This is a genomic window from Nitrospina watsonii, assembly GCF_946900835.1.
Taxonomy (GTDB): Bacteria; Nitrospinota; Nitrospinia; order Nitrospinales; family Nitrospinaceae; genus Nitrospina; species Nitrospina watsonii.
This window is the reverse complement of record NZ_OX336137.1, coordinates 2934870-2948307: the sequence shown is the minus strand read 5'-3', so window position 1 is coordinate 2948307 and position 13438 is coordinate 2934870. Positions and strand designations below refer to the sequence as shown.

The following is a 13438-nucleotide window of genomic DNA, read 5'->3' as shown; positions in this document are numbered from 1 at the left end:
CGCCACGCGGGGAGGGAACGGGCTAATGTGTTCGCAGGCCAACGATGGGCCACCCGTCCATTCCCTAAATATTTTTTTGCTACAGGCCGCATTTTCCCTCTCTCCCCTGGTGGGAGAGGGTTGGGGTGAGGGGGGGGAATGATGATCTTTCCTCTTACAAAGACTAAAACAAACCCATAGATTCTTCGCTTCGCTCAGAATGACATTTCCACATTTGGTGTGCCACTCTGAGTGAAAACGAAGGATGACACCTCTCATAAAATCTACAGGGGAAACAATCAGACGCCCGGCGCTCGGCGTTCGGGAACGGTGCCGTGGTCCAGCACGTGGCGGTAGCGCGCCAGCGCCATCAGCGGGAAAAACTGGCGGTACATGTGGTAGCGGATGTAGAAATGCTCGGGGAATCCGGTGCCGGTGAACTCCTGCTCGTCCCAAGAGCCGTCTTCCTGTTGTGTGGTGATCAGGTACTCCACGCCGCGTTGTACTTCCGGGCTGTCCGCCTCTCCCGCTTCGACCAGCGCCATCAGGGCCCACGCGGTTTGCGATTTGGTGCTGTCACCTTTGCCGGCAAAATTGTAATCGGAGTAGCTGTAGCAGGTCTCGCCCCAACCGCCGTCGGCGTTCTGGCGCGACTTCAACCAGTCCACCGCCTTCCGCACCATCGGCTGGTTCCTGTCTTCGCCGATGGAGCCCAGTCCCATCAACACCAGCCACGTGCCATAGATGTAATTGACGCCCCACCGCCCGAACCAGCAACCTTCCACTTCCTGACTGTCGCGGATGAATTGAATGGCGTGCTCGACGCGCGGGTCGTTGCGATCGTGATCGATGCGCCCCAGCATCCACAGGATGCGTCCCGTCACGTCTACCGTCGGTGGGTCGAGCATCGCGCCGTGATCGGCGAACGGGATTTCGTTGAACAGTTCGTGATCGTTGTCCTGGTCGAATGCGCCCCAGCCCCCGTTTTTACTTTGCATGCTCATCAGCCAGGTGAGGGCGCGTTGAAACTCGCGCTCCTTCCATTCCGTATCGGAAACCGCCGTGCGGTGGATCGACATCAAAATCTCGGCGGTGTCGTCGGTGTCGGGGTACGACTCGTTGTAAAACTCAAACGCCCAGCCGCCGGGCGGCGTGTTGGGATTTTTAATTTTCCAGTCGCCGCCGCGCGTCACCTGCTTTTTAATCATCCATTCCACCGCCTTGACGATGCGCGCATCGTCCCCTGGCACGCCCGCATCCATCAACGCGTTGCACGAGATCGCCGTGTCCCACAAAGGCGAGACGCAGGCCTGCATCCATTCCATGTCGTCCTTACGAATGAAAAAGCGGTCGATGCCTTCCATGCCTTTGACGATCGCCGGGTGATCCAGCGGGTAACCCATCAGGTTCAACGCCAGCACGGAATTGAACATGGCCGGTTGAATGCCGCTGAAGTCGCCTTCCGGCTCCTGATGCTTGAGGATCCATTTTTCCGCGCGGCGCATGGCGATTTTGCGGAACGGTTTCCATGAGCTTTGACCGAGAATTTTAAGAACGCGGTCGGTCAGCATGAATGCCGACGACCAAGTGAGGCCGCCGTTGCGGTTTTTCACACCGAGGTCGCGGTCAGCGCCCGTAAAAATTTCCGGCACCGCCTGTTCCGTTGGCAACGGCCACACCGGTTTCATGGAACACACCACCGAAAGCGGCACCACCGTGCCGCGCGACCAGCTCGACATTTCATAGATGTTGAAATAGAACCAGGTCGGTAAGAGCACCGCTTCCACCGGCGTGGCGGGTGTCCACTTCCAATCGGTCTGCCCCAGCATGGCGAGGAAGATTTTGGTGAACACGCGGGCCGCGCGCACGCCGCCCAGGGCGAAAATGCATTTGCGAGCCTGCGCCATTTCGGGCGCGTCTAAAGTCATGCCGCACATCTTGAGCGCGACGTAGGCTTCGACCGTGGTGCTGATGTCCGCCGGACCGCCGTAATAAATCGGCCAGCCGCCGTCCGCCTGCTGCGTGCTGAGCAGATAATTCTTGATGCGGGCGGTGCGTTGCGGCTGCTCGATGCCCAGAAAATGTAAAAGAAATAGGTACTCCGCCGTGATGGTGGCGTTGGATTCCAGCTCCTCCACCCAATAACCTTCCGGGTATTGCGTGGAAAAATGATAATCGCGGGAGCGGGCGATGGACGAGTCCAAACGGGCGCGTTCCGGGCTGGCCTGCGGGGCCGCTTGCGGGTCCGCGGTTTCTGCGGAAGATTTTTTAAGATTCGAGTTCTGCATGGGTGCGAAAAATGGTATATTGGGTCACTCTCAACCGACAACGCCGGGTTCCAGCCTGTCTGGAAAACGCTAAAATACCTCAATCCGCCTTCAAAAGGAAGTCCGGATCGGGCTCGGAAGCGATTATTTTTCAATTCGTTTCGCTTTCCTGTTGACACCGGGGCCGGAGTTTTCTAGTATAACCCGTTTACATATCCAGTCGAAAGATATCCAGGTTATTGAAAATGAAAACGTTTTCCGCGAAACAAAGTGATGTGGAAAAAAAGTGGGTCGTGGTGGACGCTGCCGACCAGTCCGTGGGCCGGGTTGCCAGCAAAGTTGCGGCGATCGTCCGTGGCAAGACCAAACCCATTTTTACCCCCCATGTTGATACCGGCGACAATGTGATCGTCATCAACGCCGCCAAGGTCAAGCTGACCGGACGCAAATGGGAAGATAAAGTGTATTACCACCATACCGGTTGGCCCGGCGGCATCAAGTCGAAGACCGCCCGCCAGATCATGGAAGGGCAACCGAGAGAGCTCCTGAAAAATGCCATCGACGGCATGCTGCCGAAAAACCGGTTGGGACGGACGCTTAAGAATAATTACCGGATTTATGACAACGAGACCCACCCGCACGGGGGTCAGCAACCGGATACAGTGACGCTTTAAAGCGCTTGGGAGTGTTTGAATGGAAGAACGATTTTACGCAACGGGTAGAAGAAAAGAATCCATCGCAAAGGTATGGATTCATCCGGGTGAAGGCCAGATCACGGTCAACAATAAAAACCTGGATGCCTACTTTGGACGGCCGACGGCGGAGATGATCGTCCGGCAGCCTCTGGTTTTGACCGAGACGCTGGGCAGCTTCGACATCAAGGCGACGGTTCTCGGCGGTGGTTTGTCCGGCCAGGCCGGTGCCTTGCGGCTGGCGGTTGCCAAAGCGCTCATGGAATCCAATCCTGATTTGCGCCTCACCCTGAAACGCGCCGGATTCCTCACCCGCGACCCCCGCGAGGTTGAGCGTAAAAAATACGGCCGCCGTGGCGCCCGCAAACGTTTCCAGTTTTCCAAGCGTTAACATTCTTTTGCGGACTTCCTTTCCGCACGTTTCCTGATTTAACATGTGGAAGGTTCGTCACCGAACCTTCCATTTTTTTTTGATCCCGATATGAACCGAGTCAGCATTGCAGGGGCCACGGGGTACACCGGCATCGAGCTGCTTCGCCTGCTGGTGCGCCACCCCACTGTGCGCATCGTGTCTTTGACCGCCGAATCCCACGTCGGTCAGAACATCGCCGATGTGGCGCCGTCTCTGGCCGGGTACCTCGACCACACACTGGTGGCGTTGGATCCGTCCATCGGCGAAGAGTGCGACATCCTGTTCCTCGCCTTGCCGCACACCGCGTCGATGGCGCATGTGCCGGAGTTGCTGCAACGGGGATGCCGGATCATCGACCTCAGTGCCGACTACCGTCTGCATGACAGCCGGGTGTACAACACCTGGTACAAAACCGAACACCAGAACCCGGAATTGTTGAAGGAAGCGGTGTATGGATTGCCCGAGTTGCACCGCGAGGCCATCGGCCCCGCACGGCTGGTGGCCAACCCCGGTTGCTACCCGACCGGCGTGATCCTGGCGACCGCCCCGCTCATCCAGACCGGATGGGGCGATGTCGGTTCCCTGGTCGCCGACTGCAAATCCGGTGTCTCCGGCGCCGGGCGCAAACTGACCACCGGCACGCAGTTCTGCGAAGCCAATGAAGGCGTCTCCGCATACGGACTGGGTGAGCACCGGCACACGCCGGAAATCGAGCAGGAACTCAGCCGCCTCGCCGCACAGGATGTCAGCCTGTCGTTTTCGCCGCACCTCATGCCCATGACGCGCGGCCTGTTGTCCACGGTGTACATGGATTTGAAACAGGATATCGACCGCGACCGCCTGCACGCGCACTACGAAGCGTTTTACGAAAAAGAACCGTTCGTGCGTGTGCTGCCGCCGGGCCGTTACGCCAACACGCATTATGTCGCCGGGTCCAACTTCTGCGACATCGGCGTGCAGGTGGACACGCGCAACCGCCGCGCCATCGTCACCAGCGCCATCGACAATTTGATGAAAGGCGCTTCCAGCCAGGCGGTGCAGAACATGAACCGCATGCTCGGTCTGGAAGAAACCGCAGGGCTCGACACACCACCCCTGTTTCCATAGCAACGTTTTTTAATTTTCCTCCCCTTTACAAGGGGAGGATTAAGGTGGGGTCCTTCATTACCTCCCCTCAATTCCCTCCTTGGAAAGGAGGGGAAGCGGTGGGTCCTGTGCGTCATGCAACGGAACATTCATAACCCTATTTCCAAAACACGCTGATGAAACTGAAAACGAAAAAGACCTTGTCGGTGCCGGGCTTTGTCGCCGGTGGAATGGCCTGCGGCATCAAGAAAAACGGCAAGCCGGACCTCGCATTGATCGTCTCCGAAACACCCGCCACCGCCGCCGGACTGTTCACCACCAACCAGGTGGTCAGCCCGACCGTCACCGTCACGCGGCAACACCTGCAAGCCGCGAAGAGCGTGCGCGCCATCGTTGCCAACAGCGGCAACGCCAACGCCTGCACCGGCCCGTCCGGCGACCGGGCCTGCCGCGACATGGTGGTCCTCACCGCCAAACAACTGGGCGTGACCGAACGCGACGTGCTGGTGGCTTCCACCGGCGTCATCGGCGTGCCGTTCCCGCTGGCTCCCGTCGAGAAAGGTCTGCCGCAACTGGCCGGGAACCTCGTGGCGAACGGCTGGGACGACGCGGCCAGAGCCATCCTCACCACCGATCTGGTGATCAAGACCGCCTGCGTCGAGTATGGCGGGGTCACCGTCGGCGGCATCACCAAAGGCTCCGGCATGATCCATCCCAACATGGCCACCATGCTGGCGTTTGTCGGCACCAACTTGAAAATCGGCAAGGCCGATCTCAAGGCCGCGCTCAAGGTGGCAAATGAATACACGTTCAACCGCATCAACGTCGATGGCGACACCAGCACCAACGACATGATCCTCGTGCTGGCCAACGGCCAGGCGGGCAACGCACCGGTCAAAAAAGGCACGCAAGCATTTAAAGAGTTTGTCGCCGCGTTGACCGAAGTGTGCCGGTCTTTGGCGTTTCAGATTGTGAAAGACGGCGAGGGCGCGACCAAGTTCGTCACCGTCGGCGTGAAAGGTGCGAAGACGGAGAAGCAGGCGCTGAGAGTGAGCCGCGCCGTCGCCGACTCCAAACTGGTGCAGACGGCGCTGTTCGGCGAAGACCCGAATTGGGGCCGCATCATCGCCGCCGTCGGTTATGCGGGCGTGCCGCTCAAACCGGAGAAGATCGACATCGCGTTCAACGGCACACCGCTGGTGAAAAACGGCGCGCCGGTGGCGGGGCTGTCTGTAGCCGCGCTTCATAAACAGATGAAGGCGAAAGACCTGCGCATCGACATCGGCCTCAACCTGGGCCGGGCGTCCGCCGAGACTTACACCTGCGATTTGTCTTACGACTACGTGCGCATCAACGCCGAGTACACGACGTGAAAATCCTTAACCACAGATAAACACCGATGAACACAGATGCAGGTGACAAAGAATCTCTTTTTGATCTGTGTCCATCTGTGGTTGAAAAATATTTTTATTCCGTGGGTGTGGATTGTTTCGGCCGTTTGAACGTTGCGCGGCAGGTGTGGCATTTCATGGTTTCGCGCAGGAAGAACAGCGGTGCGCCTAAAAGGGCGAACGTTAAAATCAGCATCAACGGATCGCCCAATACCATCGTTGCGTTTTGCCCGCCGCAGTGCGGGCAGGCGAGTGGCGGTTCGGTATCGATCTCCGCGATCTCGTCCTGATGATCGGTGGTGAGGATCTGCCGCGCCGCCTCCTCCCAGTCTTCCGGCACCTGCACCTTGATGCCGCCCACCGCCGGCGTGTACAGCCAGTTGATGCTGAGCAGGTGTTCGTCGGCGATGAACACCGGGATGCCCTCCGCCTCCAGCCGCGACCTGGCCAGATGCGCCTCGTAAGGCATTGAGTAGCGGGCGATGGTGATGAGTTCCGTCATGCGGTCTTCCCCGGTGAAGGATGAATCGTGCGTCGCATCCATGATACCCGTTCGCAAACGAGTTGTGGCGGCCCTTGTCCGTCGAGGGCGTCCTCGCCACAGGGTTCCGTTGCGCTCCGCCCACCCTCAATCGTGGCAATCAATTCCGTACAGCTATACGAATGGCAGGCACTGCAAGGCCCACGAACTCTCGATTGAAATGGCCAAAATATGCCATGTCATATCCGATACCGTTCTTATGTGCAGAGCAGCCCGAATCAAGCCGCATCTGGGAAGATGCTTTAAGATTTTATATATTATAGGAACTACTAATACATCTCCGCAATTTTTTCATAACATTTTGAAAGCATGGGGACTATGCGAAACCTGGCGGAGCCTGACCGGTAGGGAGCCGTTATGGGGCGGGAACCCCTAAATATTTGGGTAATTACGCGTTACCCTCTTGAAATTTCTACGCTTCTTGCTATGCTTGAGACGGCTATCCCGGCTCACTTTAGGCTCTGGCGAGCAATTTCTGGCGATTCTTTCAGGATGTTCTGGGCAGCGTGGAATTTTCAACCAAGGGGTCCCGCATTACGGAAACCCAGAATATTGAAGTTAAAGCGGTTATGTTTTTAACCGACCCTCCGGATTCCGCCGACTTGTCCGACTGGTACGCACGCCGGATAGTGGGTGTGCCTTTTTTATTATTGAATCTGTTGCACTTGCAGAAAGCCGGCGTGCAGCAGGTGACGGTGTATCACCGCGATTTGAAAGGCGGCCGCAAGGGGCGCTTGCTCCCGCTGGTGGAGGATCCCCGCCTGTGCATTTCCGTCGAGTGGGAATCCGCTCCGGAACGTCTGCGGGAACGGTTTGCCGATGAAGCCTGCCGATTGGTGGTGAATGGGTCGGCTCTGCACTGGCACAGTGATGTGGCGGCGGTCTTGAAGGAACCGGGCGACCGCGATTTGATGGCGCGCACGCAGGTGTACGAAGTGCCGGTGGAACCGGCGGACGCGTTGGTCGCGTGTCTGGACGCTTTCAGCTTGAACGAGGTGCGGAAGATCGGCCGGGTGCCGGGTCCGCTGAATCTGGACTGCGTGCGGTGGGTGGTGGGCGACCACAACCGCTGGGTGCAGCATCGCAACGATTTCCGCCGCCTGCACGAAGAACTGCTCCAGCAGGGCGGCATGAGCAACGACAGCCCGATGGACCGCCTGGTGACACGCCGCATGTCGCGGCAGTTCACCCGGTTTTTGATCCGGACGCCGGTGACGCCGAATCAGATCACCTGGACGCATCTGGTCATCGGCCTGGTCTCCGGCTGGTATTTTTACCTGGGCGGCTACGGCAACCAGTTGACCGCGGCCTTGTGGCTGATGCTCTCGGCGTGGTTGGACAGTTGTGATGGCGAGATCGCGCGGTTGCGCTTTCAGCAATCGCCCTTCGGCGGCATGTTGGACATTGTCGCCGACAACGTGGTGCATTTCGCGGTGTTTCTGGGCATCGGCCTGGGCCTGTACCGGACGACCGGCAATGCGGCATACAGTTATTTGGGCGTGCTGGCTGTGGCGGGTTCGCTGACCTGTTTCCTGTTGTTGCAGGCGGATATATTCAGCCAGCGCAGCACCGGCTCCTCCGATGCGCCGGTCGAGGCGACGGAAAGCCTGGTGGACCAGATCGCCAATCGCGATTTCATTTATTTTCTGTTCGCCATGGCGGTGGTCAATCTGCTCGAAATTTTCATTGCCGTGACGGCAATCGGTTCGATGGCATTTGCCGGGTATGTTGCGTACTCCCGTTTCAGGCAGGCACGAAACGCGTGAAATGTTGCGGTTGAATTTAGAACTGTCACTTGATTCCATTCTCAGCACGTTATGAATTTATACCAGGCCATTAAGGAATTCGTCACCCTGCTCAAGGCGGAAGACGGCGCTGTATCGGGGGGCACCCTGCTCATCGGGGAAGGCTGTTCGCTCCGTTCCGGCATGCCTGTGGGCGAGGCGCGGGTGGCGTTGATCCGCGAAAAGTTTCCCGAAGCCTACGAGCAGGCCCCGGCCAAAGACGTCGCCGCCTGCACGGCGCAATTGACCCCGCATCAAAAAATGGAGTTGCGGGAACTGTTGCTGGAGCAATCCACCATCAACTGGGCCTACATCTGCATCGCCTTGATGATGCGGGAAGGGTACATCCGCCGCGTGTTGACAACCAGCACGCATCCGTTGCTTGAGCGCGCGTGTTCTCTGGTCAACGTATTCCCGGCGGTGTACGACTGTTCCGCGGCCACAGGTCTGGACCCGGCGAAGGTAGCGGGCACGGCGATTTTTCACCTGAACGGACAGATGCCCGGCGGTGTGCCCGGCGATCTTGCGCCGGTCTATAACGCCGCCAACCAGTTTGGCCCGTGGTTTGTGGTGGGCTATGACGACCAGGACAGCGATCCCGTTTTCCAGCAGTTGACCCAGATAGAGCAGTTCAAAAACGGTTTGCTGTGGGTGCTGCCTAAAAGCATTTCCCCCTCACGTTCGGTCCACGAAAAAATCCTCACCAAGGGCAAGGAAGTCGAATACACCAACGCCAAGGATGCCGATGCGTTTCTGATTCTGATGATGCAGGAGTTGAAGGTGGAGGTGCCGGATCTGCTGGCCTATCCGTTCAGTCATCTGGGAGAGGTGTTGCGTAAAATCGCGTATTTCCCGGCACCGGGAATGGTGGAAGAAATGCACGTGGTGGACATCGCGCTGCAACAGATCAAATTGGCCATCAAGGATTATGAAGGCGGCGAGTGGGGCGACCTGGTCGAGGGCGAGCTGGACATGGACGTGCTCAACGAACCTGAGTTGTTGAGCGCCCTGCAAGCGGCGCAGGCGGGCCTCATGAACGGCGACTCCCAAAAAATCATCGCCCAGCGCGCGCAGTACGACAAAACACCGAACCCGCAACTGGGCGACCTGCTCATCTGGGCTTACCTGCGTGAAGGCGACGATGCCTATTACCAGGGCCAGTCGGCAGAAGACAACGCCGCCATGTGGGACCGGGCTCGTGAATATTATGAAGCGGCGTTGAACCTGCAACCGGATGGGTCGGAGATCGTGTTCAAGCTGGGCAAGTTGCTGGCGCAACAGGGAGCGCAAGCGCCCGGCGAGGCATCGAAGTCCCTTTTGGCGCAGGCCTCGGACAAATTCAAACAGACCCTGGCGCTCAACCCGGATTTTCTACCGGCCAAGATGCAACTGGGTCATGCGCTGGTGGAACTGGCGGCGCAGTCGGTCAATTCGGAAGCCGACGGATTGTTCAGCGAGGCCATCGATCATTATCAGGCGCTTCTCGAACTGGAGCCGGAGAACGTCGAAGCGGCGTTCGGGTGTGGCATGGCTCTTTATGCGCAGGCGCGCAAGAAGAAGGGCGGCGAAGCGTTGCGGTTGTATGGGCAGGCGGCGGAAAAACTGCAAATCGGGCTCAAGTACCAGCCCAACCGCATCGACGCCCTGTTGCCGATGGGTCATTCCCTCCTCGTGTTTTCACGCTCCAAGAAAGGCGAGGAGGCCGACCGCATGCTGAGCCTGGCCTGCGACAAATTTCAGTACGCCTGCCAGGTCAAACCGGAAATGCCGGAAGCGCATTTCGGCTGGGCCGACGCCTTGTTCGAACGGGCCTCGGCGCGGACCGATGCCAAGGCCAACGACCTGTTTGAGCTGGCGCTCGACCAGTACAAGACCACCGTCCGCCTGAAACCGGATTTGCCCCGCGTGCATTTCCGCTGGGGGCTGGCCTTGTTCCACGTGGCCCAGCGCAAGGACGGCAACGATGCGGCCAAACTGTACATGAGCGCGGCGGAAAAATTCCAGACGGCAGTCAAACTGTATCCGGGCAATGTGGATGCGTTCCTGCGATTGGGTCGCGTTCACCTCGAACTGGTCCGGGGGCGCAAGCCGGCGGAAGCGGACAAACTGTTTGCCCGGGCCATCGAGTATTTTGAGTCGGCGTTGAAGCTGCAACCGGAAAATCCCGATGTGCTGGCGCAGGTCGCGACGGTGTGCCTGTCCAAGGCCCGCATCAAAGACGCCTCCGAAGCGGAGGGCTGGCTGCAGCGTGCGATCGAAAAATGCCAGGCCGGGTTGGAGTTGAAGCCGATGCACTTTCAGTCAAATCTGGTCTGGGGGGAGGCTCTTTTGGAAATGGGCCTCAGCCGCGTGGACCCGGATATCCTGCTGTTTGAGGAAGCGGAAGAAAAACTGGAAGCGGCGCTGGAGCAGCAGCCCAATCATCCCGATGCGCTGGTGAGCCTCGCCCACTGCCTGTTGAACAAAGTCCGCGGCATGACTGCGGAAAAGGCCGAGCCGCTTCTGGAAACAGGATTGAACCACGTGCAGACGGCGCTGGAAGAGAGCGAGACCTCGGCGCCGGCGCGCAATGTGATGGCCGCCATCCTCATGGAGCAGGCGCGCAACAAGCGCGGCATCAACGCACACCCTTTGCTGGCCGAGGCCAAAGGCCATCTGCAACAGGCGGAAGACCTGCAACCCGGCTCCGCCACCTACAACATGGCCCGGCTCATGGCGCAGTTGAACAACGAATCCGGTTGCCGCGAATGGCTGCAAAAATGCAAGGCCAACGGCGTGCTGCCGCTTCCGGCGATGCTGATGAAGGACCACCTGCTGGAAACCTTCCGCGAATCCAAGTGGTTCAAAAAGATCGCCGGCATCGGCTCCGAACCAAAAGAAGAAAAGGCCGAAACGCCCAGCTGACCCCACCCCTGCACCCCACCTGCACGACGCATCAGATATTTTTATTTTCAGGAAACGCCGGATCGGTTTCGATACGCGGACCGTCGGCGATGAACGCCGCCACGTCTTCTATGTTGCCGGTGGTGCGGCAGGGCGGCAACGACGCCAGGAACTGTTTGCCGTAACCGCGGTTGCTCATGCGCGCATCCAGAATGCTCACCACACCGCGGTCGGTGCCCTTGCGGATGAGGCGGCCGAAACCCTGCCTGAGTTGAATGATGGCGCGCGGAATCTGGTAATGGCGGAACGGGTTGATCGACCGCTTTTTCAAATCCTCGATGCGCGCTTCCACCAAAGGTTCGCTGGGCACGTCGAACGGCAGCTTGGTGATGATGACGCTCGACAAGGCGTCGCCCGGAATGTCCACACCCTGCCAGAACGAACTGGTGCCGAAGATCACCGACGGCGTTTCCTTGAACCGCTGGATCATGCGCGTCGGCGACAGCTCCCCCTGCTTCAGCAACTGATACTTTTGCAACTCGGGATCGAGGATGCGGTGCACGCGGTTGAGCGCGTCGTAACTGGTGAACAGCACGAAGGTCTTGCCGCCGGTGGCGTGGATCAATTCCAGCGACCGCGCCGCCAGCGCCTGGATGTACTTGTCGCTGTCGCCGCCGGGATCGGGCAGGTCCTTCGGCAGATAGAGCAACGCCTGCGAACTGTAATCGAAAGGCGAATCGAGAATGTGTTCGGCGTGCGGTTCGCAACCGAGCCGCTCTTTCACGTAATCGAAGGTGCGGTTGGTGGTGAGCGTCGCCGACGTCAGCACCACGCGTTCCGTCTTGGCGAACACCTGTTCCTGCATCTCGCCGTCGATGTGAATCGGCACGCCGCGTAGCGTGGCGCGCACGAAGCGTTTCTTGTTCACCACCTCCATCCAGTACACGTATTCCTTCATGTTCTGGTTCAGCAACGCGCACAGCGTGTTGTTGACTTCAAAGAAACGCACCGCCGCCGCATGGACTTCCAGATACTCTTCCTCGTTGTCGAGACGCGTCGCCAGCGATTTCACCGCCTCGTACAACTCCTGCATGGGAATGAAAACGCCGTTGTGCAGAGGCGGCGGCTGGTAAAAACGCAGGGTGTGGTCCTTGCGCCCGTATGTGTCGAGCACGTTCTGAAAAAACGCCTCCACCGCGACGCGCACCTTCGTCACCAGTTGCTTGATCTCGATGGTCAGGTCGTCGCGGATGCGCGACAGCGTGCCGCGCTGCGTGCGCGGATTGTAAAAGCGGTCGAGGAAGTACAGCAGGCCCGAGTTGGAAATTTCGAGGCCGAGGAACGACGTCGCCGCTTCCTCCAGGTTCTGCGCCTCGTCGAAGATCACCGCGTCGAAACGCGGCAATACCGCGCCGTTGTTGGCGACGTTGGCGAAGAACAGGTGGTGGTTGACGATGAGCAGGTGTGCGCCGAACCAGCGCCGCCGTTCCTTGAAGTAGAAACACGAATCGTAGGTCTCGCAGTTCTTGCCGAGACACAGATCCTTCTGCCGTCCCACTTCCTCCCACACCGCGGGCAGGGGTTCGAACGGCAGGTCGCTTTTGTAGCCGGTGCGCGTCTGCCCCGCCCAGCCGAACAGGTTGTTCAACTGTTCCTCTTCCTGAATGTCGTTGAACAGTCCCGCCTGCCCGGCGCGTTTCATGCGCCGCAGCGACAGGTAGTTTTCGTTGCCCATGCACAGGGAGTAGCGGAACTGGAGACCGAGTTGCTCCTGCAGGATGGGGATGTCGTGATTCAGGATCTGTTCCTGCAGCGTTTTGGTGTAGGTGGAGATGACGACGCGTTTTTCGTTGGCCACCGCCCACTGGATGGCGGGCAACAGGTAGGCGAGGCTCTTGCCAGTGCCGGTGCCGGCCTCGACGATCAGACGCTGGCCGTCGCCCAGCGAACGCTCCACCGCCTCGGCCATTTCCAATTGCTGGGGGCGGAACTCGAAACCGGGAAACCGCGTGGACAACACGCCCTCGCGGTTGAAATAGTCATGCATGGGGGGAAACGTCATAAATACACACCCAAATTTTGGAACCGAAGCATTGCGCTAACCAAATCCTTCCTTGGTGGAGGGCTTTGTACACGGGCTTTTAAAAAAACATAGATTCTTCGTCGCCTTAGGCTCCTCAGAATGACATATCAGGATCTGAATTGTCATTCTGAGCGTCAGCGAAGAATCTATGGGTTGCTTTTAATTCCCTTATGCAAACTTCCCCTTGAAAGGGGGAGGGAGTTGTGAAAACCATGCTTCTAATAACTTATTGAATTTTTATCGTTTATTTAATATAATAAATTCACTTAATCAGTAAAACTTAAAGTGATTTCTTGGTTTTTTCGGGCGCTGTGGCCCGT

The 13438-nt window shown here is 58.4% G+C and carries 9 protein-coding genes; 6 read left to right on the top strand and 3 right to left on the bottom strand.

Annotated features, from left to right (window positions below; translation table 11 throughout):
• Positions 1-278 precede the first annotated feature (278 nt).
• Positions 279-2267: a squalene--hopene cyclase gene (gene shc / locus QML71_RS13755; protein ID WP_282012502.1), complete on the bottom strand. Its 1989-nt coding sequence runs from the start codon at positions 2265-2267 to the stop codon at positions 279-281.
• 224 nt (positions 2268-2491) lie between these two features.
• Between shc and rplM the strand changes: the two genes are divergently transcribed.
• The 4 genes from rplM (at position 2492) to argJ (ending at position 5809) form a co-directional block, all read left to right on the top strand.
• On the top strand, positions 2492-2920 hold the full coding sequence (gene rplM / locus QML71_RS13750) for a 50S ribosomal protein L13 (RefSeq protein ID WP_282012501.1): 429 nt from the start codon (positions 2492-2494) through the stop codon (positions 2918-2920).
• 19 nt (positions 2921-2939) lie between these two features.
• Entirely contained in the window at positions 2940-3329 is a 390-nt protein-coding gene (rpsI, locus tag QML71_RS13745) for a 30S ribosomal protein S9 (protein ID WP_282012500.1), read from the top strand.
• A gap of 90 nt (positions 3330-3419) precedes the next feature.
• Positions 3420-4457 (top strand): N-acetyl-gamma-glutamyl-phosphate reductase, encoded by a 1038-nt coding sequence (argC, locus tag QML71_RS13740; protein ID WP_282012499.1) that lies wholly within the window; start codon positions 3420-3422, stop codon positions 4455-4457.
• A 155-nt stretch (positions 4458-4612) separates the two neighbouring features.
• Positions 4613-5809, top strand: coding sequence for a bifunctional glutamate N-acetyltransferase/amino-acid acetyltransferase ArgJ (gene argJ / locus QML71_RS13735; protein ID WP_282012498.1), 1197 nt, complete (start codon positions 4613-4615; stop codon positions 5807-5809).
• Positions 5810-5903: 94 nt separating this feature from the next.
• Here the strand turns inward: argJ and QML71_RS13730 are convergent, their stop codons facing one another.
• Complete coding sequence (locus QML71_RS13730) at positions 5904-6371, bottom strand: putative signal transducing protein (protein ID WP_282012497.1); 468 nt, start codon at positions 6369-6371, stop codon at positions 5904-5906.
• A gap of 566 nt (positions 6372-6937) precedes the next feature.
• On the opposite strand from QML71_RS13730, the gene QML71_RS13725 reads away from it, so the two are divergent.
• Both QML71_RS13725 and QML71_RS13720 read left to right on the top strand, forming a co-directional pair.
• Positions 6938-8134: a CDP-alcohol phosphatidyltransferase family protein gene (locus QML71_RS13725; RefSeq protein ID WP_282012496.1), complete on the top strand. Its 1197-nt coding sequence runs from the start codon at positions 6938-6940 to the stop codon at positions 8132-8134.
• Between the two features lie 51 nt (positions 8135-8185).
• Positions 8186-11056, top strand: a complete 2871-nt coding sequence (locus tag QML71_RS13720) for a tetratricopeptide repeat protein (RefSeq protein WP_282012495.1) — start codon at positions 8186-8188, stop codon at positions 11054-11056.
• Positions 11057-11087: 31 nt separating this feature from the next.
• Here the strand turns inward: QML71_RS13720 and QML71_RS13715 are convergent, their stop codons facing one another.
• Positions 11088-13082, bottom strand: coding sequence for an ATP-dependent DNA helicase (locus QML71_RS13715; protein WP_282012494.1), 1995 nt, complete (start codon positions 13080-13082; stop codon positions 11088-11090).
• Positions 13083-13438: the final 356 nt, after the last annotated feature.

Excerpts from the sequence above, each read along its gene's own strand:
- shc (WP_282012502.1), bottom strand. The coding sequence starts at position 2,267 with ATGCAGAACTCGAATCTTAAAAAATCTTCCGCAGAAACCGCGGACCCG.
- rplM (WP_282012501.1), top strand. The coding sequence starts at position 2,492 with ATGAAAACGTTTTCCGCGAAACAAAGTGATGTGGAAAAAAAGTGGGTC.
- rpsI (WP_282012500.1), top strand. The coding sequence starts at position 2,940 with ATGGAAGAACGATTTTACGCAACGGGTAGAAGAAAAGAATCCATCGCA.
- argC (WP_282012499.1), top strand. The coding sequence starts at position 3,420 with ATGAACCGAGTCAGCATTGCAGGGGCCACGGGGTACACCGGCATCGAG.
- argJ (WP_282012498.1), top strand. The coding sequence starts at position 4,613 with ATGAAACTGAAAACGAAAAAGACCTTGTCGGTGCCGGGCTTTGTCGCC.
- QML71_RS13730 (WP_282012497.1), bottom strand. The coding sequence starts at position 6,371 with ATGGATGCGACGCACGATTCATCCTTCACCGGGGAAGACCGCATGACG.
- QML71_RS13725 (WP_282012496.1), top strand. The coding sequence starts at position 6,938 with ATGTTTTTAACCGACCCTCCGGATTCCGCCGACTTGTCCGACTGGTAC.
- QML71_RS13720 (WP_282012495.1), top strand. The coding sequence starts at position 8,186 with ATGAATTTATACCAGGCCATTAAGGAATTCGTCACCCTGCTCAAGGCG.
- QML71_RS13715 (WP_282012494.1), bottom strand. The coding sequence starts at position 13,082 with ATGCATGACTATTTCAACCGCGAGGGCGTGTTGTCCACGCGGTTTCCC.